The organism is Salinimicrobium profundisediminis (assembly GCF_026241755.1).
In the GTDB taxonomy this organism is placed as follows: Bacteria; Bacteroidota; Bacteroidia; order Flavobacteriales; family Flavobacteriaceae; genus Salinimicrobium; species Salinimicrobium profundisediminis.
The window spans coordinates 39906-62813 of the sequence record NZ_JAPJDA010000013.1; the positions used below are offsets into that span (position 1 = coordinate 39906).

A 22908-nucleotide genomic window follows, 5' to 3' on the forward strand; every position below is an offset into this window, starting at 1 on the left:
AAATCCGTGCATAACTTTAGATGAAAAGCTCCGGCTCCTGGTGGGTCGAAGAGGTGACTAATGTTCAAAACCAACTTTTTGTGAAAATAGCCAATGCACTTTTTGCAGTAATTTTTCTTGTTTCTGCCTTTATACAACACAACGACCCGGACCCACTTTTATGGATGTCTATTTACGGATATGGAGCGCTAGTCTCCATGCTGGCTATTTTCCGGAAGGATAGTAAAATTTTACATTATGCAGGGCTGGTCGTTTTCGTTTCGTACGCTGTTTATTTATTCTTTGCTCCCAATGGCGTCTTCACCTGGTTCAGCTTGCATTCCGCGGAAAATATCACCGGTTCCATGTCTGATGATAAGCCCTGGATAGAAGCCACCCGGGAATTCTTCGGACTGCTCATCCTAAGTTTTGTACATATTCTCAACCTGCTTTTTCGAAAGTCAGTTTTATATAACAGAACCCAAACTAATAAAGAATGGACAAAAAATTATTCTTCGGAATTCTTTTCAGCCTTTTCACCTTTCTGTTAAACGCACAGGAACCTGGCACTTTGCAAGGAAAAGTGATTTCAGATTCTTCTGAGCCCTTGGCAAATGTTGAGATAAGGTTATTGAATACCTCTTTTCAAGCCCGTACCGGAGTCGATGGAAATTTTTCTTTTCAGGAAATACCCTTTGGCTCATATGTAATGAGGATTCGAAAATCAGGGTTTTCAGAAACTATAAGAAATATTACCGTCGATTCAGCAATAACTGAACTGGAAGTGATTTTAGGTTCCGAAGGAGAACGCCTCAGGGAAGTGGTTGTGACTGCTCAAAAAAGGGAAGAGGTGATCCAGGAGATCCCCCTTAGTGTTACCAGTCTTTCTGCTGAAAACATAGAACAGAGCCAGATCCAGAATGTCAATGATCTAACAGCAATTTCCCCTAACCTCTACGCAAGTGATCCCGGGGATAGAAGAACCGTTACCTCAATAAGGGGAGTTGTTACTACCTCCTATGATCCGGCCATTGCAACTTATATTGACGGTGTAAACCAGTACAATCTTGATACCTATATCACCCAACTTTTTGATATTGAAAGAATAGAAGTCCTGCGCGGACCTCAGGGAACTCTCTACGGAAGAAATGCCATGGGGGGAGTGATCAACATTATAACCCGGGAGCCTCAAAATGAAACCACCATATTTGGAGAAGCTAGCCTGGGCAATTACAGCCAACAGCGGTACATTGCCGGAATAAGAACCCCCTTAGGAGAGAAACTCTTTTTTGGTGCAGCCGGATTATATGAGGAAAGAGAAGGATTTTACACCAATGAATTCACCGGCTCCAGTTATGATGATCAGAAAAATTTCTCGGGAAATTACTATCTGAAGTACCTTTTTAGCCCCACCTGGAATGCCACCTTAAATCTAAAACACTTCACAGCAGAGAATGACGGTGCATTTCCTCTGAACATGGGTGTAGAAGCGGCTTTTGAAAACCCTTACACTCTAAACCAGAATCAACTTTCCACAATGAAGGACAACACATTCAATACATCTCTGGTCATTGATCACAAAGGGAGGAATTTTAATTTTAGTTCACAAACTGCCTACCAGCAGAATTACAGGTATTATGAAAGCCCAATTGATGCAGACTTCTCTCCTCTGGATGCTGTGTCCATCATCAATGACTATGGAAAAGACTGGAACACGGTAAAAGTAGCTACACAGGAATTTAGATTCTCCTCTCCCAGTAGATCGGACAAAAACCTGGAATGGACGGCAGGAACTTTTATGTTCTATCAGGAAAGCCCGGTAAAACAGGCGACCCATTTGGGGGAAGATGCCGCCCTTATGGGATCTGAAGACACCAACTATTCGCTAATCAATACTACAGAATCAACAGGTAAAGGAATTGCCTTTTTTGGGCAGCTAAATTATCAGCTTACCGAGAACATCGGGGCCATCGCTGGATTGCGATACGATCATGAATACAAGAAGCAGTCTGTGCTTGGAGAATATCAATTGGACTCTGATACTGAACCTCTCTTTGAATATCAACCAGACTCTACCGCTACTGCGAGTTTCAATGCCTTCTCGCCTAAGGTTGGTCTTACCTATGATCTTTCAGAAGAGAACCTCGTTTTCCTTACCTATAGTCGTGGTTTTAGGGCGGGAGGCCTCACTCCTTTAAGTACAGACCCTACACAGCCACCTTTGTACGAGTACAAACCAGAGTTCAGCTATAATTATGAAATAGGCACTAAAAACTCTTTTTTAGAGAATAAGCTACTGTTGAATGCCACTGTTTTTTATACGGAAGTGACCGACGTACAGGTACCGACCTTAGTCATGCCCGATGGGGTTATCGTCACACGAAACACCGGAAAACTCACGAGCAAAGGTATGGAAGTAGAGCTAAAAGCCTTATTGGCCACCGGCCTTGAACTTGGTTATGATTTTGGTCTTACAGACGCCGGTTATGAGTCGCTGCTCGTGGCGCAAGATGCCGGTGAAGTCAATCTTGAAGGTAACAAACAAATCTACACTCCGGAAATAACTTCAATGCTCGCTCTACAATACGAGTCAAGCCTGGGACTGAATGACAACTGGGAGTTCTCAGCCCGTACAGAATGGAAGTACCTGGGGGAACATTATTTCGATCTTGCAAATAATCTAAGGCAGGAACCGTACAACCTGTACCACGGAAATATTGGGGTCTCCTACCGGGACTTTAAGCTCATGCTATGGAGCCGTAATATTTTTGATAAAAAATATATTAGCTACGGCTATAACTTTGGAGCAGTTCACCTCGGGAATCCTGCTACTTACGGTGTAACTTTATCATTTAAGATATGATCTTTCATAAATAAGGAACCACCCTAAAAAAGGGTGGTTCCGCGTGTATTTAAAATGTCTTTTTTTAATTCCCCGAAGTCATTTTGAAAACCTTTCCGGTAGTACCTACAGGGCCTTCTTCATCGGTTGTAAGCACAAACATTTCTCCTTCCTTGTTCTGACCGAAAGACAGCAAATAATGGCCAACTGAAGTAGAGTTGGTCTGAGCAATTTTCAGCTCTTGAAAATCCCACATGCCGGTCTCTTTTGGAGTTGACATGAACACGGCTCCCGCAGGTTTTCCATGATGCTGTGTCCAGGTACCAAAAATGTATTTCCCGTCCATATTTTTAAGGTCTTTACCCCTGTAAACATAGCCTCCTATTACGACCAGTCCATTGCCTCCATCGTCAAGGCCACCCTGTTTAAACTCGATGACGGGATTTATTAGAGGGTTGCCTATCTTATCTTTTTCAGGACATTCCTCCTTCTCTTTATCGTTGTTATAAACATTGAAGCAGTGAGTGCCTTCCTTGACATTCCATCCATAATTGCCACCTTTTGTGATTACACTTACTTCTTCCCAAAGTACCTGTCCCGCATCCCCCGCAATGAGATCTTTGTTTCCTTTCATATCAAAGGAGAACCTGTATGGATTCCTAAGCCCATAGGCGTAGATCTCGTCCATTCCCTCCTTATCTACAAAAGGATTGTCTTCAGGAATATCATAAGGAGCATCTCCATTTACGTCAATTCTCAGGATACTGCCCAGCAGGTTTTGCTCTACATCCTGACCGTTTCCTCCTGCATTTTTTTCATACCAATCGGGGACATGGCCCATATCGATATCGTTTGCTCCTCCTCCATCGCCAAGGGCAATGTAGAGGTAATTGTCTGGCCCAAAGGCCAAAGTCCCAGCATTGTGATTATCCTGTGGCTGATCGACCTTCAGAATGATCTTTTCTGAAGCTTTGTCAGCCATATCGGGGTTATCCGGAGAGACCCTGAATTCTGAAATGTGGCTGGTATGATCCCAGTTCTCGGGACCATCCCCACTCAGGGGTGCACTATAATAGACGAAGAACCTGCCGTTTTCACTATAATTGGGGTGAAAAGCAAGTCCTAACAAACCTCGTTCTTCATGGGCATCTTTTAGTTCAACTATCTTATTTTTCAGATTTAAGAATGGTTCTTCCAAAAGTCCTTTTTGGGGAGTATGAATTCGGATCACCCCTACCTGGTCAACGATGAAATACCTTCCAGATTCATCAGGAGATTCAACAAATGCCACAGGGGAAACTAGATTATCTGCTACAACCTCCAGTCCTACCGATTCCTGCGAAAAAGTTGCGAAGGATATAGTTAATAAGCAGATTAAAGAGAAAAAGGATTTGATTTTCATAATGGTCTATTTTTAGTGGAATTCCTTGTTATCAATCTGTTAGCAAGGTACACAAAACCATATACAGCAGTGGTTAACAGGCTGTTAAAGACTGACATATGACTGATAAGTCTATAAATACTAAATCGACATTTAACCGCTCTATTTAACTATGATTTAAACTTATCCTCTTATTAACTTTAAAGAGAGTAAAGTATTAGTTCTTCAATAGTATTTCTATCATTTTATTTTAAAAAAAAGAAGAATATTTGAATGTAATTTTATCCATGGCTATCTATAGTAAAAATCGATTCCGCTAGGAGAGACATTTTATTTTTAAGTTTTTTATTCAGAATAGAGGATATAATTGTTAATTATGACATATTTTTTAGCTTTCTTGATCCTGTTCCACGACCTGGTGCCAGCTAAGGCCCTCGCTTCTAAGCAAGCTCCCCAAAATACGCCTACGCTCAACCAACTCTTGTGAGTTTCTTTGAGTCAAACTGCGCGGTAAATCTTCATTGCCTGGGGAAACTTCAGCTTTAGGCAAGCTGCGGGAGAAATTTTTATCTAGATTTCGAAGAAAATCTGACAGAGAAGAACGCAAAATTTTCAATTCCTCCCGAAAATTTTCTCCCTTGTTAGATTTAAGAAGAATTGATAAAGCCTCATCTAATCTTGTGATATTAATACTGAACGAGTCTTTCACTTGGGACCGACTGTAGTAATGAACAACAGGATAAGCCTGATGACTTACGGAATGTTCGTCTACCTTCTCCTGAAGGTCAAGGATCTGTAGGTAACTATAGGGGGAATCTAGTCTAAGTAACTTATTTGCTATGGCCTGGGGGCTATTACCCAAATTATGGATGCTTTTCGCCAGGGTTCTTTTCTTTACCACAGCAGATGAAACTGAAAGAAAATAAGTCATCGAGCTGGTGAAAAAAATGAATCCAAAGAAGGAAAAGCAGCTCGTAACCAGTTCAAAAAAAGGCGATATAGGTTTAAAATTTCCCATCCCCAGAGTAGAAAGTATATATCCAGTAAAATAGAGCCGTTCCCAGAAATTTGCTACTCTGCCGCTACTGTTAGTAATATCCTCGGGGTTGGAAGAATAAACCAGGAAAAGTCCAAACCAAATCATAGAAAGCCATACTGCGAGGATCATGAGATTTATGAATAGCCCGTGATAGTTATAAAGCTTTCTCCCAAAAATCCCCACACAGAACTGTAGTATCCTATCTGATAAAATTGCCACATTTTCAGAAATAAAACCCGCCCCACTGGCGGAAAGAGTAGTGTAAAAGAAATCATGTATAGCTATTAATAGTATAATGAATCCAAGGATTAGCAATGTTTCTGACATTTTATTATTTATTTGTTTTTATCTATGTTATAATTTTTGAGAAGCCAATATAAATAGACCCTGAAATTCATCCTGAAATCCTACAAAAAAAGAATCATTAGGTGAAATTTCTTTCTCTCCTTTAGAATCAACCTCTATTACAGGCTCACAGAAAACTTCTTCTGCTATCCACCATCCCAACTCTACAATTACTATTGAAGCGAAAATCAGACACCATAGCCGCTTATTCGCATCTCTCTCTCTTTTGAAATCCATAACGTAATTTGTATCAATTTTGAACAAATTAGTTATTATGGATTTCGCCCTGTTCTATTATTTTAGAAAATACATTCACTATCCCAGGATAATGGTAATTTAGATTGTAATGTCTTTGTCAAGGAACCATAGATTTTCATTATATGCTAAACCTTTGCAGCTCTAAGACGCCAAGCATTTGCTATTACCGCAACAGGGCTGCAATAGCCAAGGCAGCAATTATAGGTGAAAGAAGTATTACTAAAAATGACTACGGCAATCCTGCTGCAACTGGAATACCCAGGGTCTTGTTTTCAATAAGCTCGTTCAAAAAACATCCAGGTGGCATAAAAAACAACAGGAACAGATAGCCCTAAATGAACCCATTTCCGGTACTTTCAATCCATTAGCTCTAACAGTGGATTATCTGAAAACATTTCCTCAGACATCGCTGCTATTAAATTAGGAACGGTGAAGACAGTAGCAGTCAAGAACTTCTTCAGCAGTTTCTTAAGTCTTATCATCTCCATCCACACCTCCTTCCATAGGCACAAGATCCATCCCGCAAATTGGGCAGGAACCCATTTCATCCTCTACTGTTTTAGGATGCATGAGGGAGGTAAATCACTGAGGCATCTTTTGCGAAAACGGTACTTCCACAAGATTCACCCTACACACCGTGCAATCCCCGGGTTTGTTGTAGGTTTTTTCCTCCTCGCAGTACATTGGATAATAAAAGGTTCCAGATCCTCCCGTCGCTTTTTATGTATTTTCTTTAGACGGTTTTTTGGGTTTCTCTCCCGGCACAGTGATAGAATAAGTTCCTCCATCTTCCTCCAGCTTTTTCTGAAAGGTTTTAAGTGGAATATGTTTATCCATCTCTATCATCGCCTCTTCCTTTTCTAGGTCTACCGAAGCCTTTGTGACTCCTTCTACTTCATTTAAGGTTTTTTCGACACGGCTACGGCAGCCGTTGCAGGTCATCCCGTGAACAGCATAGGTATGCGTCATATTGTTTGAGAACTACCTTCATCCTCAAGTGGTAGAGCAATAGAATAGCTTCCTTTCGTTTCTTCCAGTGCCTGCTGTAGCTTTGCCACGGGCACATGCTGCTTCATCTCAATAACTGCCTGTTCATTCTGAAGGTTTACTTCAACATTAGATACTCCTTCAACTCCCTGCAAAGCTTTCTCCACCGTACTTCGGCAGCCGTTGCAGGTCATTCCTGATATTTTATATTTATGGGTCATTTAATTACGTTTTTAGTTAAAATAATTTACGCTACTATTCTGTAAAAGTAGAATTTGTATTTACTCATGGGAATGCATATCAGCTTCCCCTTCGTCAAACCTGTTTTTCAGAAAGAAAAATTCAGCAATAAAAATTAGAATAATAGAAGGAACCGCGACATAAATTATAAATATGTCAGTTTGAGATTTTACAATCAAGAAGGCAAGAAGAACAACAACATCAAGAATAATTGCTGTAATCAAAATAGCTGATTTTGCTTTTACTTCCTTTCTCAGATATCTCAAAACCCCCACATGAACGATTATATCCATGACCAGGTAGAAAATAGCACCCAAAGAAGCAATTCGGCTTAGGTCAAAGAATATGGTCAAGATAATTGCAATTACTACTATATATATCAGCATATGCCTTTGGATAGTTCCAGACATTCCAAGATGGCTATGGGGGATTAAATGCATATCTGTGAGCATTCCTGTCATCCGGGAAACTGCAAAAATACTGGCGATCACCCCGGAAACCGTTGCTATAATAGCAATTCCAACGGTAAAGATTAATCCAAAATCCCCGAACAGGGGCCGAGCAGCTTCCGCAAGCGAGTAATCTTTTGCTTCTATTATTTGAGTAATAGAAAGATTCGATCCTACAGCCAGAGCTACTAAAAAATAGATTACCACACAAGTTGATAAAGAAATTACTATGGCCCTACTAACATTTTTGTGAGGCTTTTCAATTTCACTCCCGCTATTGGTTATAGTAGTAAAACCTTTATATGCCAAAATAGATAAGGCAAGTGCAGCAACATAATCAACAATGCTGTTTTTGCGTTCTTCAGAAGGAACAGCCGCATCCAGATCCACCCCGGAAGCCCAAAGGGCTCCAGCTGCAAAAATAATTAAACCTCCAATTTTTAAAGCTGCCATATAAAGGGAGATTTTTCCAATTGCTTTATTTCCAAGAATATTTACAACAAAGGCTGTTATAAGCAATCCTACCCCTAAGGCTGGAACCCAGAAGCTTCTTTCCCCAGCATCAAATAGCTGCAAGGTGTAACTCCCAAATGTCCTGGCGACCAGGCTTTCATTAATAATCATAGAAAAGGCCATGAGCAAAGATGCGGCAGCTGTAATAGTTCCTTTGCCATACGCTTTTTGCAGGTACATAGCTATCCCTCCTGCTGAAGGATAAGCATTGGACATTTTAATATAAGAGTAGGCACTAAAACCGGAAATAATTCCTCCCAGGATAAAAGCATATGCAAAGTATTCCCCGGAGAGTTCGGCCACCTGCCCAAGGAGCGCAAAAATCCCTGCACCAATCATTACACCTGTTCCCATTGCCACCGCACCGGTAAGGGAAAGGCTGTTCTTTTTATATTCAGACATATAATTCTTTAAAAAAAATCAATCAACCTTCAATATAACTTCAAAAAAAGGAAATTCCGGGCTTTCATTTAATAAGCTGAATTCCTTTGACTATAAGTAGACCTGCATTTCCTCATTCTTCATCAGAACCGAAAAAAGTCCTTTCATTGAAATCCTCCTGGTTGTAAAAATTCCCTTGCGTATAACTGATTTCCTCCTTTTGTTTTGCGGAAAAAATTAGCAGAGTCTTCTTTTCATCTTCAATAGCGAGACTTTTTAAGTTTTTATAGGTGGGCAATGTTTTTAGTTTCTCAGCACTTACTTGTTCCTGAACAACAATTTTTTGTTTCTCTTGATTTAGTTCTGCTCTTCCTATGGGAATTAAAACATCCTTATCCTCTTTTACATTTATCTCTAATCCCACAACGAGGTATCTTATTCTTTTCTGGGTTTTGTCGAACAAAAAATCCTTCAGCTTTCCCACTCTTGTTCCAGTAGCATCAACTATCTGCCTTCCATAAATCCTGGAAAAATGATCATCAATTTTGTAGTCGCTGTTCTTAAGCTCTTCCAAATGTTCAAGTGGTGCAGAAATCTCATTAGGATCTCTTGAGGTACTTCTTTTTATATCCTGACCAACCTCATCATATTTCCACTTCTGTATCATTATTCTGTGTCTCGTCATATCCTAATTTTAATCGGGTTTAATTATTTCAAAACATATCATTAAAAACTAAACATATTATTTTTCAAAGTAAAAATTGGACCCTTGATTTCCCTTTATAATTCTAATCAGTGAGAAAGAAATATTTTAGCCTTTGCAAGTGTCTCCATTGCAAAATTTTTCATGAAAATTAAATGAAATTTTCCAAGAACTTTTTCTCCTATTTTCCAATCTTTTTCTTCAGTAACTGCGCATTAATTGCAACAATAACTGTACTCAAACTCATAAACACGGCCCCAACGGCAGGTCCTAACACAAAACCTGTGGAATAAAGTACTCCGGCAGCTAATGGAATGGCTACAACGTTATAACCCGTTGCCCATACCAGGTTCTGAATCATCTTATCATAAGTAGCTTTTCCAAAAAGGATTAGATTGGCAATATCCTGAGGATTACTGTTGACCAGGATGATATCGGCAGTTTCTGCAGCCACATCTGTTCCCGAACCTACTGCAATACCAACGTTCGCCTGAGCCAAAGCCGGCGCATCATTAACCCCGTCACCGGTCATGGCCACAAATTCTCCCTTACTTTCCAATTCTTTAACTATTTCCACTTTTTGATGGGGTAAGACTTCTGCATAATATCCATCCAGACCGAGTTTGTCACTAACTCCTTTAGCGGTCCTCTCATTATCCCCTGTTGCCATAAAAACTTTAATATTGTTCTCTTTAAATATCCTGATGGCGTCTGCAGACTCGGGTCTAATCTCATCGGCAAGCGCGATATACCCGGCTAATTCACCGTTGATCAATACAAAAACCACAGTTTCGGCTGCATCGCTATAGGCATCTTCGGGGATGTTGATATTTTCATCCCGCAAGTATCCAGGACTTACTACTTTCACCTCTTTTCCCTCTACAGTGGCCTCGACTCCTTTGCCGGTAATGGCATTAAAGTTTTCTGGTTTTGGAATAGGGACTTTATCATCTTTTACTTTTTTGATGATCCCAACAGCAATAGGGTGTTCAGAACTCTGTTCTAACGCGCTGGAAAGCCTTAGAATCTCTTCCTTGGAGAATTTATCATTCACAGATTCGATACGGGTGACGCCGAAGTCCCCTTTAGTAAGGGTTCCGGTTTTATCAAAAAGTAAGGCGGTAATTTTTCGGGATTCTTCAAAAGCCGTTCGGTTACGAATTAACAATCCATTTTGGGCAGATACTGCTGTAGAAATTGCGACTACAAGTGGAATTGCCAGTCCTAGCGCATGGGGGCAGGCAATGACCATAACCGTCACCATTCTCTCAAGTGCGTACACAAAAGGAAAGCCTAAGATCAACCAAACCGCAAGAGTGCCAAAACCAATACCCAATGCTATGTAGGTCAACCATTTTGCGGCCCTGTCGGAAAGGTTTTGCATTTTGGATTTGGATTTTTGCGCTTCCTCCACCATAGTGATCACCTTATTGAGATAGCTATCCTTCCCGGTATGTTCGACTTTAGCCTTTAAGGATCCATTGCCGTTAATAGATCCACCAATTATTTTTTGATCTGTACTTTTCTTTACCGGTTTTGATTCCCCGGTAAGCATCGACTCATTCAGGTAGCTTTCACCCTCCACGATTATAGCATCTGCAGGCACTTTTTCACCAGGTTTAACAAGAATTATATCTCCTTTTTTTAGCGTATCCAGCTTTACATCTTCAATCTGATCTCCGTTTACCCGATGCGCTTCCGCAGGCATCATACTCACCAAAAGCTGTAAAGCTTTGGAAGCACCCAAAACAGATTTCATTTCAATCCAATGCCCTACCAGCATAATAGCAATAAGCGTAGCGAGTTCCCAGAAAAAGTCAACACCCTCGAGACCAAAGACCGTGGCAGAACTGTAGAGATAAGCCACTGTAATTGCCATAGAAATGAGGGTCATCATCCCTGGGGCAGCTTTTTTCACTTCAGACCAAAAGCCTTTCAAAAATGGCCAGCCTCCATAGAAGTAAACAACAGTCGAGAGGGCAAAAAGGATGTACTTATTTCCTGGTAGAAGATATTTGTACCCAAAGAAATCCTGGATCATTGGCGACAGAAAGAGGATTGGGATAGTTAAAACAAGAGTTACCCAAAAACGCTTCTTAAAATCTTCAATCATCATTTTATGGTGATCATGACCTGCATGGCCATGAGCGGGTTCATCATCGTCATGTTTCCCCCTGTCATGATCCATCATGTCCCGGTCCATCGCCTTATTGTGCCCATGTTTTGTTTTTTCAGCAAGGTCATCCTTTAAGTTAGCTTCTTCTTTTCTTGCTTCCCGCTTCGCTGAATTCTTTGACTCCTCCTTGTGTTCGTCGTGATGTTCCATAATTCCTGAATTTACTGGTTAATTTGTCTTAGTTTGGTTCGCATTGTTTCCGAAATATTTTCTGAATAGATACCGTATGCATCTACCAAAATCCCCCTGACCCCATAACGGGAAGAGATATCAAATAATATACTGTTGTCATCTGTACTGCTCATTCCTTCAAATCTATATACTTCATTGACCAAAAAATCCTGTGGGTGTATCTCCAGCTTTAAAGAGGGGCACTCAAGACAGTGAGGCTTTAAATTAAAATCATATTTGTAACCTCTGGCCTGGAGGCCATTCACAGCTTCTGAAAGGGTGTCATAATTATTCATTTTCTTTTATTTATAAGTCATTGTAAAATAACTGTTGTCTTCTTCGATAAATTCTTGAAAGTTCAATAGACCTTGTCCATTTAATTTCTCGTTAACAGTATAATTTAGTTGCTTAATGCGAATCCCCCACGCATAGGTCTTAATATTGATCTTTGAATTAATAGTTTTTTTGTTGTCATTGAACTTTCGGTCATATATCTTTATAATACTTTTGGAACCAAAAAAATCGAGCAGTCCCGAATCAAAAGTCATTTCCAATTCTATATTTTCAAGGTTGTCCAAATCGTAAAGCCTTTTAAATTTTTCAGAGGTGGTATTAACCTTGGTCTGCCTTGATTTTGGGTTGGAAAACGGCAAAGCCGTTATTATAATACTGGCTTCATCAGGCTTACAGAGATAGGTCGTGGTGTATTTATCGGTCAATTTTTTGTCTTTATCCAACAATTCTGTAACTACCTCAATTTCATAATATCCATTTTTCTTTATTGTTTCACCCGCTTCAAATATTTGTTTATTGAGAAAAGCACCTTTTTCATCAAAATTCTCACGAATGACCACTCTGCCTGAAATCTGCCCTATAAGCATTTCCGTTTGTCCAGTCATTGTGATGCTGAATAAGATAAATAGTACTATAAATCCTTGTTTTCTCATATATGGTGCATTAATTTCTTTACCTCTTTTGCAATAATATTGCTTAAATCTATGCCATTGGATGGATGCGGAATGGTATTGCAGGTAACTATCTTTTCTACTCCGGAATCCAATAAATCTTGATAGGCATTTCCTGAAAAAACGGCGTGAATGCCTACGCAGATAGGGGGTTTCATTCCTGCTTTTTTCAGATGTTGTACGGTTTCAATCATTGTTCGCGCGGTGGAAATAATATCATCTACCAAAATGGGTGTGGCATTCTTGTACTTATCCATATCAGGAACAGAGACTTCCACGTCACGGTCGCCGTGACGTACTTTCTGTAATACCGTAAAAGGTGCGCCAGCATTTTTAGCGACTTCGGAAACCCATTGTTCACTTTCCAAATCGGGCCCGATAAGTACCGGGTTTTTGATGTATTTCTTGATCCATTCTGAAATGGCATCAGCAGCGTGAATTACTTTATTTGGAATTTGATACACTTCTCCCAAAGAACTAATTCTATGCAAATGAGGGTCAACTGTGATAATGCTATCGGCAAAACCTGAAATCAATTTTCCAAAAAAACCGGAATTCACTCCTTCACCTTCATTAAATACTTTGTCCTGACGCATATACGCCAAATAGGGTGCTACCAAGCAGGTGCACATTGCTCCCAAGGATTTGGCTGTGTGGCTTAAAAAATATAGAGGCAGCAGTTTCTCGTCCGGTTCGTGCAAGGTGCATACTAGTACCACACATTTATCTTTAACATCAGATAATATACGCGTGTATGACTCCCCGTCAGGGAATTTACGCACGTTGGCTTTCCCTATTTCAGCATCCATTTTTTTTGCTAAAAGCTCTGTAAGTTTTTCATTTCCGGGAAGGCTAAATAATATTGTTTTCATAGCACGTTTAAATTATGGTTATGATGTCGTTATGGTTATTTTTATATTCCAATGCATAGTTAAGTTCGCCTTTGGATTCAGCATATAAAGTATATAGCAATTGATTCTTTTCTATTTGTTCTCCCAAATGGATATTTAATAGAATTCCTGCCGAAATAGATTGAGGTGCTCCTGAAAGCTTTGCGAGCTTCGCTATTTTTCGGTTATCAATTCTTTTTAAAATTCCGGATCTTTCGGCTGTAATTTCCATCTTATGAGGTGCTAAAACAGGTTTTGAAAAGCGTCCTTGTGCTTTGCAAATGGCCACAAATTTTTCATAAGCTTTTCCAGATTTGAGAATTTGACGTGCTGTTTCCAGTCCCTTTCCTTTTTCTTCTTTTCCAGAAAGCTCAAATAGTTCAGCGGCTAAAAGCAATGCTCTTTCTGTTAGGTCTTTAGGTGCATCAGCTTCATTTTTCAAAACTTTTAATATATCAATAGCTTCTAAAGTGGGACCGATACCCCTTCCAACAGGCTGCGTTCCATCAGTAACCACAGCTTTTGCCTTCAACCCAACAGCAGTGCCAACGGTTTCCATATGATTTTTTAATTTTAGAGCCATTTCAGTACTGCGAACCTTGGCGGTTTCACCAATTGGAATATCAATGACAACGTGAGTAGAACCTGCCGCCGCTTTTTTAGAAAGTACAGAAGCGATGAGCTGACCTTCACTATCGATATCCAAAGCTTTTTCAACTTTAATGAGCACATCGTCGGCAGGACTTAATTGCGCTGTACCTCCCCAGACAAAACATCCTCCTTCTTTTTCGACTACAGCTTTTATTTCTTCGGAAGAGAGCGTTACATTGGTCAATACTTCCATCGTATCTGCTGTACCAGCTGGTGAAGTGATGGCACGTGACGAAGTTTTAGGCATTGTAAGTCCATAAGCGGCAACAATAGCTACTACCAATGGGGTTGTTCTATTGCCTGGTAAACCACCAATACAATGTTTATCGACCACAATATCTTTACTCCAGTCCAACTGTCTTCCTGAAGCTATCATTGCTTTAGTAAGGTCGCATATCTCATCAATATCCATTCGGTCGCCCGCACAGGCTGTAATAAATGCCGATAGGTGAATGTTAGAATAATTGCCTTCTACGATATCGTTGATGATGTTGTTATAGGCTTTAAAATCCAGTTTTTGATTATAGATTTTAGCTCTTACGTGGCTTAACGATTCAATAGGCTCCAAATGGGAAACATACAGCATTTCATTTTGGGAAACATTCAGTTTTTTTGCTGCAGCATCCGAAAGGCCTATTTCATTTGGTAAAAGAAGGCCGGAACTCAAAACGTTCAAGCTTGCGACGATTGAGGTGGTTGCATTTGATATCCTGATCCTTGTTAGTGCTACAAACCCTTCAGAACTACAGACGTGGCAATCCTCACGCATATACACTACATATTCGTTTTGGGTGTAAATCCCGAGATGTTTATATTTTAGTATGTTTGAGTGTGGGTCCATTATTTTATTGATTGCTGGGATTTATTCTATTTCTTCGATGGTGTATAATTGCGGAATTTCTGTATTCCATCCATAGGTTTCCTTGATACCTTTTTGTAATGCTTCTGCACTTTCTTTTTCACCGTGGACGATGAATATACGTTCGGGCTTATTTTTAATGTCCCCCATCCATTCTATAAGTTCTGCGTGGTCTGCGTGTGCCGAGAGACCTTCAATTTCAGCGACCTGCATTTTAAAAGGTACCCATTTTCCATAGACTTTTAGTTCTTTCTCACCTTCCAATAATTTTCTGCCACGTGTGCCTTCGGCTTGGTAGCCTATAAAAAGCAGAGTGTTGTTGGGATTTTGCGCCTGGGTTTCAAGATAGTTGAGCATTCTTCCACCTGTGAGCATTCCACTCCCTGCAATTACAATTTTCGGTTTGTTATTGGTTCTTAACTCCATTGTTTCCCGATAACTACTAACAACCGTAAAGTGTGAGCACATTTCGTCACATTCGTTATCTTCCAATTTGTGCCAATCACGAGTTCTATGAAACAGTTCCAATACGTTGGCACCCATAGGACTGTCCATAATCATTTGTACTTTGGGAATTTTGTTCTCCTTGATTAATTTCCAAAAGATGAGCATCATCAATTGTGCACGCTCTACCGAAAAACTGGGAATAAATAAGCTGCCACCTCTATTGATGGTATCGTTGATTAATTTTTCGATTTTTGGAAGCGCTTCTACTTCATCAGGATGAAACCTTCCTCCGTAAGTGGATTCAACGAAAAGTATATCCGCTTTTTTTGGTTTAAGGGGTGGATAGAGCAATAAATCATTGGTTCTACCAATGTCTCCAGAGAAGACAAAGCGTTTTCCATAAATATCCAACTCAATATAAGTTGCACCCAGAATATGCCCGCTGTACTGGAACCGAGCCCTGATACCATCAAATAACGGAATCCATTGTGCTTGTGGAATGCCCTTAAAATGCGGAATGGTTTTTTCTACATCCTTTAAATCGTAAAGCGGTTCTGCGAGACTGTGTTTGGAATAGCCTTCTTTATTGGCACGTTCTGCTTCCTGTTCCTGAATTTTTGCACTATCGTTCAATATGATTTTTGCAATGTCCAAAGTAGGATTCGTACCATAGATGGAACCATTGAAGCCTTGTTTCACCAACCTCGGCAGATAACCTGTATGGTCCATATGGCCGTGGGTGAGCAAAACAGCATCAATATTTGCAACATTAACAGGTGGGTACTCCCAGTTTTTAAGGCGTAATTCCTTTAGCCCTTGAAAAAGTCCGCAGTCTATGAGTATCTTTTTATCTCCTGTATCCACTAAATATTTTGAGCCGGTTACTGTACCTGCTGCCCCCAAAAAGTGAATGTTTATTTGATTAGTTTTCATCGGTTGTTCTAGGATTAGATTTTGCATAGTTCAAGTGAATCTTCCAGAATTCTTTTGTGTCGGGAGTTGGGAATCCCTACTTTATCCAACAAGTTCGGACTTTCGTGGAGTTCTTTACAGAGAACAATGCCTTCATCCAATAATTTTGTTTTCTCAGCTTTCGTTAAACTTGTTAAGGCTGTTAAGGGGTGCAATCCCGCCTGGTCAATTCTATCTTTGAGTCCACTCTCCTTTGGATAATCCCAACTGGTCATTAGCAGGCCAACACAATTGCCATAGTTTATGGCATCAGATGTAAAACGTGTATTGGTATATAAACCTCCTTTGTGGATTTTGTTCTGGTGACCCTTTTTACGTCTCCACTGTTTTTCCACATCTAAAAAACGGGAATGGATGTACAAAGGAATTTTTACATTGCAAAACCTGCCTTGATCACTATGGTATTTACATTCAATCATATAATGTTTTTCACCTTTTTGCGCTATCACATCCACTTCATGCTGAACGCAATTGCCTTGTACAATCACACCAACCTTTGTTTCAAATCCTTCGTGTGCCAATAATTTGCCTACCAACTTTTCAAATGGGAAGCCAGAAGGGCCTAATTCCATCAATGCCTTTTTAAGCTTGTATTTAAAGGCACTTACTCTCGATTTTGCCTTAAGCATTTTAAACGCTGCCTCATAGATCCTTTTAGTGGTCATCCCTTCTTCAAGCTGTTCATACACCTTATGAGCTATATCCTTAACAATAACCTCATTTGCTCCCGCCCGCCTAAGGGAATTGATGAGTTTTTCAATTTGGAAATCCTCATACTCACCCGAAGACTTTTTAACCAGGACTGATCTTTTCATAGTCACATTTTAATTGTCATAACGGGCAATTCAGAATGGTTGGTTACCTTTTCAACGGTGCTACTGGAGAAGAGACTTAAAAATCCCGTGCGCCCGTGCGTACACATGGCAATAAGATCCACATTTTTGTAGATCAAAAAATCATTTATTCCTTCCTCTACACCCGATTCGTTATAGACATTCATTGAGTAAGTTGTGAGCCCTGGGAAATTTTCAAGGAAATCTTTTATAGGTTGCAGACTCTTTTCAATACTATTATAATCTGTTGTAGTATTCACCTTTAATAAATGGATACGTGCATCACATTTTTCAGCAAGTGATTTTACGTGTTGAAATTCTTCTGTCACATCTTCTTTAAAATCTGAGACAAACAAAATGTCTTTAAAAGGAAAAGAAACATCCTTATCTTTAACTACGATGACAGGCACCTCGGCTTTTCTCACTATTTCTTCTACATTGCTTCCCCGTAATTCACGAATTCCTCCTTTTGTGCCACTACTACCGGTAACTATAAAATCATGTTCAAAATGACCGCAGTGGCTTAGGATGTTGCTTATTTCACCATTATATTCCAAAAAGGTTCTGCATTTAAGTCCAAGGCCCTCTGCTTTTTTTTCTAATTCTCTCAAATCTGCCTTCGCGCTGCCAATCTTTAATTTTGTTTCGGGGTATAGATCTTCCTTCTGTTTGTCCAGTCGAACCCAGTCAACCGGGGTTTTTACGTAATGGAAGAAATGGATTTCCGAATTGTAAAATTTAGCCATTTTGAGCCCCAGCTCCTCTGCTTTTTGACAATTTTCAGAAAAATTGGTAGGTACAAGTATATTGTTCATAATTTAAAATTATTAGTTATTTCACATTATCGTTTTTGGTATTTTTTATCTTAAATATATCCTGGACATCAGAAACATATATGAGACCATCACCACTTTTTCCTGTTCTGCCATTTTGACGAACGATGTCACAAATAGCCGCCACTTTACTGTCCTCACAGACGATTTCCAGTTTATAGATCTTGCTGTGGAGGAATGGTAGTTTGAGGGAAGGCCAATCTTCTCCAGGATCTGTGTAATCGCCGGTTCCTTCTCCCTCAAAGACTGTTAAACAGCAATGGCCCTCTCTCCTCAAGGAAGAAATCACCTCCTTAATTTTATTTGGCCGTATGAATGCTTTTATTTCTTTCATAACCTCTTATTTATTGTTATTGATAAATCATATTCCTAACGTGCGGTTGGTTTTAAGTATGGATACGTGTTCATCTTCTATGATACCTGTGAGTGCTCTTATCGCATCAATAGTTTCGGGGATTACAATAGCCTGGTTGTCTACCACATAGGCATAGAAGAGTTCGTCTCCCTGTACTTTCAACATATCCTCCCAAAGTGCAACTTCGTACATGTCCCCCCAGGGTCTTCCCATATCCAGGAACATTTCTTTTATAGTATTGTTTGAAACCAAACCCTGCTCGTACCGAATCATCTTAATTCTTGTCGACGTTTTAAAAGCATTTAAAACTTCATCTTTTGAGGCCTTTTTTGTCAGTCGCACATTCCAGTAGTGCATATGGCTCAGGGTTTCAGGTACTTTTACTGCAGCAGTAATAACATCCAGTTCGGGATCTACACTTTGAGCATCGGGACCCTGATGACTGGGAATATCTTTTTCAGGAACCATTGTATTCATGATTCCCCCCATATGGCTTTCCCAGGGATCTGTTGCTCTTCGTAAAAGAGTACCGCGGGCACTTTGTAACAGATTTGCCCTTTTTAGAGCCGTAAGAGTTCTTAAAATGGAGGTGGTGTTGCACGAAACCACCCGCGTAGCATCTATGTTTAGAGCGGTTTGGTAATTGTTTTCGGCACTGAAGGAATGGCCCGCAGTTTCATGCTTTTCACCTCCTTGTACAATAAATTTTTTACCTTGACTTTTGTATCGTTCTACGTTTTTTGCGGCAACTTTTTTAGGGGTGCAATCCACAACCAGGTCCACCTGATCTAAAAGCTCTGTCATTCCGCCTTTAACGGAGAATCCGGCGTTTTTCATTTCCTTTTCTGCTTCTTGTGTCGCGCTGTAAATATTGTAGTTTTTTCTTACCGCATTTTCTATGCGCCAGTCACTTATGATATCACAAATGCCGGTTAACTCCATATCATGTTGTTTGTCAATGGCATCGGCAACTCTTTTGCCGATGACTCCATAACCTACTACTGCTATTTTTTTCATGACTTCCAATTTTTTAATTTGATCTTGTTCCTTTGTTTCACATTACTTTCGTGTTTAAAGTAACCTGATTATGCTTTGGATGTACCAGGCGAGTGGCTTATCTCGATTAAAAGTGTATTTCAAGTAGATCCTTAATTACAAAAGCATTAAATGCAGCAGTATCCTTTAACCTTTTACTTGAGCATTATAAAATGCCGCTACACAAGCACCGATTAGCCAGCTTAAGATGAAAACCTGGATAATTCCAAAGAACACCTCCAGTACAGGCACATCCATTCTTATTATACTACTTGTGTCCAGTCCGTGTAAAAGACTGTTAAAGAACTTTACTGTTCCTTCCCGCCCCACTGTGGCCATCACCAGTACACACCCCACATAAAGGAGAGCTCCGGTAAGACCGAGTGCCAAACCAAATTTTTTTATGTTTAATCGATACATATTTTCAGATTTTAAAATTATTTATCCGATTCTAATAGCTTCTTTTGTTCTTCGAACTGTTCCTTCGAAATTTCGCCACGTGCAAATCGCTTTCTTAGGATGTCCAGTGGTTCTTCTCTTCTTGTTTTTTTTCCCCATTGTGTTGGTATCATGAAAACCCAGATAAGAAAAACTATCCAGATGAACCACCAGATGAGGTGCATTCCAAAAAATCCATCATAATTGTGCATGTCTTTATTTTTTTTGATGTTGGTTTGTTACTTGATCTTTGCTTTTTTTCTTTAAATTCTCATCGGTTAACCCGTGAGTATGATCTCCATGCCGCATAGGCATCATTAGATGTATGGCAAACATTATGATGATAAATGTGAAAAGCCAGACATCACCACCCAATCCAATTGATGGGGCCAAAAAGATGAGCAAAAGAGGTAAAACACATCCGATGATCATCCATAACCAGTGATTTTTCATTTTAATTTATTTTAATGATTAAACAATTACTTCATAGAGTATATTATAAGTTAACAAAAAAGATGTTTTAAAAACATGATATTGCTCAATTCTGCCCAACATTCAATACTCTTTGTTGACTGTATAGGTTATTTTCTCATCTATTTATCTTTAGTTTTGTTGATATTGAATCACTTTAGTTGATTTATTGGAAATTGTAAAAGATTGTTTCTTAAATTGAATTTTTATGTCGGATTCAACTTCATCCAGAGGCTCTATTCGACAACTATTGGCCGAAAAGTTTAACTGTAACCATACACCTCTATAATTGATCTTCATACTGAGGGAATTTATCTCTTTGGGTAATTGGGGATTTAGCCAAAGCACATCATTTCGGATCTCCAAACCTGTAAAACACCTTTGTACAATATCTATGGTACCTGCCATAGCGCCCAGATGTATACCCTCGGGTGTGGTGCCGCCCTGCACATCTTCAAAATCACTAACAAGTGCCTCTCTGAAACAATGCCAAGCACATTTACGATCGGATCTGGCCACAACCCAGGACCGGACTATACGGCTAAGAGTAGAACCATCTGAGGTGCGGGTACCGTAGTATTTAATGTTATCAGGAATGTTGGATGGAGTGAAATCATACCCTAAACCTTTGAATAGCAGTACTAATTGTTCAGAAGAAAAAAGGTAAAAGAGCATAAGCACATCTGCCTGCTTGGAAGCCTTGTAGCGATTAACAGAGTCACCCTCGGCATCTAATATTCTGTCAAGCCGGTGAATATCGTTGTACTTCTTTCGATAGGCTTCCCATTCGAAATCCTCCAACTGTTCATAACCCTCAAACTGGGCGATAATTCCTTCTTCAATAAACGGAATATATAATTTGCTTCCTATTTCTTTCCATTTTTCCAACTCCCTGTCATCCAACTGCAGCTCTTGTTTTAAAACATCCCGACGGGTAATTCCAATTAAATCAAATGCTTTTAAAGAATGGGAGAAAAGCCAGGAAGCCATGACATTGGTGTATGCATTGTTATTTATTCCCGGTCTGTCACTTCCAGGATAGGCGGTATGGAATTCGTCGGGGCCTACTACTTTTCTTATTTCGTAACGCTGTTTTGAATCGCTCCAGCTGGCCAGTCCGGTAAAGAGACGAGCGATTTCAATGAGCATCTCAGCACCGTAGAATTTCATGAAGTTTTTATCTGCCGTCACTTCATAATATTGCCAGATATTATAAGCTATAGAGAGATTAACATGACGCTGGAGGTATGTATTGTCTGGAACCCATTGTCCAGATTTCGGATTTAAATGAACCACCTGGCTTTCTTCCCGTCCATTGCTTCCGCTTTGCCAGGGGAACATAGCTCCATCATAACCTTCCCTTTTAGCGAGTTTTTTAGCTTCTTCTAAGCGTTTATATCGATAGAGGAGCAGGGAACGGGTAAGGTCAGGTAGGCGGTAATTAAGAATTGGGAATATGAATAACTCATCCCAGAAAATATGGCCACGATAAGCCTCTCCATGCCAACCTCGCGCCGGTAATCCAACATCCCGACCAATGGTAAGTTTAGAAGCCGTTTGAAGCAAATGAAAAATATGTAATCTGAGGAGGAGCTGAGAGTTTCCCGATGCATTGACGAAAATATCAAACTTGTTCCACAATCTTTTCCAGGCTTCAGAATGTCTTCTTTTTACAACAGAAAAATCTGCCTGACCATTTACTTGCTTCAAAGCATCGTTGAGCGGTTCACTTATTGCATCGTCTTTGGAGGTAAAAAGGGACACCGTTTTTTCTATAGAAACTTGTTCTCCCAGAGTCACGTGAAAAGTGAATATTTCACCAATTACCTCTTTTTCCCGAAAAAACTTTCGTATTACATCCAGCTTTTGAGTTTTAGAAAAAATAACGCATTTGGCTGCCTGAGCCATATAGAGGAGGGATTGATTCGTTTGAACCAGAATGTAAATGGCATTTTCTGCTTCTCCTTTTTTAATTATTTTTAGATGCTGATTCTTTAAAGGTTTATATCGTTTTACGCCCTCATTTTTTGTTGATCCGTCAAGGGTAGAGCGTACTTCTACCATTCCGGACCAGTTTACCAGCACAAAATCCCATTTTATGGCGGCAAGGTGAGGATTATCCATACTTACCAGTCTTGTACTGATAATCCTTGTTTCCCGCTGTTGTTCATCGATGAAGTGCATCTCCCTTCTCAGGATACCTGCAGAGATATCAAGTTCCTGAACATAATTTAAGACCTGTTTTTTTTCTAACTGAAACCAATTCTTATCTCCTTCCAGCCTGAAGCTTAAGTGCAGCCAGTTAGGCCAATTAACCAGATCTTCATTTTCAATGGTCTTTCCTGCTATTTGTGATTTAAGCCTGTTGTAACCACCTGCCAGGTAAATGCCCGGGTAATGAGTGCCATCAGCTTTTGATTCTTCTGCTGCTCCCCTGGTGGCGAAATAGCCATTGCCAAGGGTACATAGAGCTTCCCGGAGACCCTCTTGTTCTTTTCTTAAACCGTCATATTTCAGCTTCCAGTTTTGCATAGCTTCTATTTTTTTTAACTTTCTGACGATCTAAGTTTCTAGAGGCCGCCATCACCTACATAACATTCTGATCATGTTTATAATACCATTAATTCTCCTTACAGTTAATACCTCTAAAGTTCATATTCCAATTGTTTCCAATATTTAATAGGTAATCTTTTTC

Annotated in this window: 24 protein-coding genes; 2 read left to right on the forward strand and 22 right to left on the reverse strand. The window is 39.8% G+C overall.

Features of this window, described 5'->3' with window-relative positions:
• Nucleotides 1–20 precede the first annotated feature (20 nt).
• Nucleotides 21–530, forward strand: coding sequence for a transmembrane 220 family protein (locus OQ279_RS09155; protein WP_266069591.1), 510 nt, complete (start codon nucleotides 21–23; stop codon nucleotides 528–530).
• Nucleotides 476–2842 (forward strand): TonB-dependent receptor, encoded by a 2367-nt coding sequence (locus OQ279_RS09160; RefSeq protein ID WP_266069592.1) that lies wholly within the window; start codon nucleotides 476–478, stop codon nucleotides 2840–2842. The genes OQ279_RS09155 and OQ279_RS09160 overlap by 55 nt, the downstream gene beginning before the upstream one ends.
• Before the next feature lie 64 nt (nucleotides 2843–2906).
• Here OQ279_RS09160 and OQ279_RS09165 read toward each other — a convergent pair whose 3' ends face one another.
• From OQ279_RS09165 to OQ279_RS09270, 22 genes are all read right to left on the reverse strand, one after another.
• A complete protein-coding gene (locus tag OQ279_RS09165; RefSeq protein ID WP_266069593.1) occupies nucleotides 2907–4223 on the reverse strand; it encodes a PQQ-dependent sugar dehydrogenase in 1317 nt (438 codons plus the stop codon).
• Between the two features lie 367 nt (nucleotides 4224–4590).
• Nucleotides 4591–5568, reverse strand: a complete 978-nt coding sequence (locus OQ279_RS09170; RefSeq protein WP_189602888.1) for an ion channel — start codon at nucleotides 5566–5568, stop codon at nucleotides 4591–4593.
• Between the two features lie 27 nt (nucleotides 5569–5595).
• The gene (locus tag OQ279_RS09175; RefSeq protein WP_266069594.1) at nucleotides 5596–5823 is read right to left on the reverse strand and encodes a hypothetical protein; all 228 of its coding nucleotides are present in this window, start codon (nucleotides 5821–5823) and stop codon (nucleotides 5596–5598) included.
• A 489-nt stretch (nucleotides 5824–6312) separates the two neighbouring features.
• Nucleotides 6313–6414 carry a heavy metal-binding domain-containing protein gene (locus OQ279_RS09180; protein WP_265164187.1) on the reverse strand — a complete coding sequence of 34 codons (102 nt, stop codon included), beginning with the start codon at nucleotides 6412–6414 and terminating at the stop codon, nucleotides 6313–6315.
• Nucleotides 6415–6564: 150 nt separating this feature from the next.
• Complete coding sequence (locus tag OQ279_RS09185) at nucleotides 6565–6813, reverse strand: heavy-metal-associated domain-containing protein (RefSeq protein WP_189602887.1); 249 nt, start codon at nucleotides 6811–6813, stop codon at nucleotides 6565–6567.
• On the reverse strand, nucleotides 6810–7052 hold the full coding sequence (locus OQ279_RS09190) for a heavy-metal-associated domain-containing protein (RefSeq protein ID WP_189602886.1): 243 nt from the start codon (nucleotides 7050–7052) through the stop codon (nucleotides 6810–6812). The genes OQ279_RS09185 and OQ279_RS09190 overlap by 4 nt, the downstream gene beginning before the upstream one ends.
• Before the next feature lie 60 nt (nucleotides 7053–7112).
• Complete coding sequence (locus tag OQ279_RS09195; RefSeq protein ID WP_189602885.1) at nucleotides 7113–8435, reverse strand: APC family permease; 1323 nt, start codon at nucleotides 8433–8435, stop codon at nucleotides 7113–7115.
• Between the two features lie 112 nt (nucleotides 8436–8547).
• Nucleotides 8548–9099: a PRC-barrel domain-containing protein gene (locus OQ279_RS09200; RefSeq protein ID WP_189602884.1), complete on the reverse strand. Its 552-nt coding sequence runs from the start codon at nucleotides 9097–9099 to the stop codon at nucleotides 8548–8550.
• A 199-nt stretch (nucleotides 9100–9298) separates the two neighbouring features.
• A complete protein-coding gene (locus OQ279_RS09205) occupies nucleotides 9299–11443 on the reverse strand; it encodes a copper-translocating P-type ATPase (RefSeq protein ID WP_266069595.1) in 2145 nt (714 codons plus the stop codon).
• 11 nt (nucleotides 11444–11454) lie between these two features.
• Entirely contained in the window at nucleotides 11455–11760 is a 306-nt protein-coding gene (locus OQ279_RS09210) for a phosphoribosylpyrophosphate synthetase (RefSeq protein ID WP_266069596.1), read from the reverse strand.
• A gap of 6 nt (nucleotides 11761–11766) precedes the next feature.
• Entirely contained in the window at nucleotides 11767–12411 is a 645-nt protein-coding gene (locus OQ279_RS09215) for a hypothetical protein (protein WP_266069597.1), read from the reverse strand.
• Nucleotides 12408–13301: a ribose-phosphate pyrophosphokinase gene (locus OQ279_RS09220; protein ID WP_189602880.1), complete on the reverse strand. Its 894-nt coding sequence runs from the start codon at nucleotides 13299–13301 to the stop codon at nucleotides 12408–12410. Before OQ279_RS09220 ends, OQ279_RS09215 begins: the two co-directional genes overlap by 4 nt.
• A 7-nt stretch (nucleotides 13302–13308) precedes the next feature.
• Entirely contained in the window at nucleotides 13309–14811 is a 1503-nt protein-coding gene (locus OQ279_RS09225; protein ID WP_189602879.1) for a thymidine phosphorylase family protein, read from the reverse strand.
• A 21-nt stretch (nucleotides 14812–14832) separates the two neighbouring features.
• Complete coding sequence (locus OQ279_RS09230; RefSeq protein WP_266069663.1) at nucleotides 14833–16209, reverse strand: MBL fold metallo-hydrolase RNA specificity domain-containing protein; 1377 nt, start codon at nucleotides 16207–16209, stop codon at nucleotides 14833–14835.
• A gap of 14 nt (nucleotides 16210–16223) precedes the next feature.
• Complete coding sequence (locus OQ279_RS09235) at nucleotides 16224–17063, reverse strand: ATP cone domain-containing protein (protein WP_189602877.1); 840 nt, start codon at nucleotides 17061–17063, stop codon at nucleotides 16224–16226.
• 2 nt (nucleotides 17064–17065) lie between these two features.
• A complete protein-coding gene (locus OQ279_RS09240; protein ID WP_266069598.1) occupies nucleotides 17066–17896 on the reverse strand; it encodes a universal stress protein in 831 nt (276 codons plus the stop codon).
• Nucleotides 17897–17912: 16 nt separating this feature from the next.
• Entirely contained in the window at nucleotides 17913–18248 is a 336-nt protein-coding gene (locus tag OQ279_RS09245) for a P-II family nitrogen regulator (protein ID WP_266069599.1), read from the reverse strand.
• A 27-nt stretch (nucleotides 18249–18275) separates the two neighbouring features.
• A complete protein-coding gene (locus OQ279_RS09250; RefSeq protein WP_266069600.1) occupies nucleotides 18276–19286 on the reverse strand; it encodes a type II glyceraldehyde-3-phosphate dehydrogenase in 1011 nt (336 codons plus the stop codon).
• Between the two features lie 165 nt (nucleotides 19287–19451).
• Nucleotides 19452–19724, reverse strand: a complete 273-nt coding sequence (locus OQ279_RS09255; RefSeq protein WP_189602873.1) for a DUF5676 family membrane protein — start codon at nucleotides 19722–19724, stop codon at nucleotides 19452–19454.
• A gap of 17 nt (nucleotides 19725–19741) precedes the next feature.
• Complete coding sequence (locus OQ279_RS09260) at nucleotides 19742–19954, reverse strand: SHOCT domain-containing protein (protein ID WP_189602872.1); 213 nt, start codon at nucleotides 19952–19954, stop codon at nucleotides 19742–19744.
• A 4-nt stretch (nucleotides 19955–19958) separates the two neighbouring features.
• Entirely contained in the window at nucleotides 19959–20195 is a 237-nt protein-coding gene (locus tag OQ279_RS09265) for a hypothetical protein (protein ID WP_189602871.1), read from the reverse strand.
• 150 nt (nucleotides 20196–20345) lie between these two features.
• Nucleotides 20346–22745, reverse strand: a complete 2400-nt coding sequence (locus tag OQ279_RS09270; RefSeq protein WP_266069601.1) for a glycoside hydrolase family 65 protein — start codon at nucleotides 22743–22745, stop codon at nucleotides 20346–20348.
• Nucleotides 22746–22908: the final 163 nt, after the last annotated feature.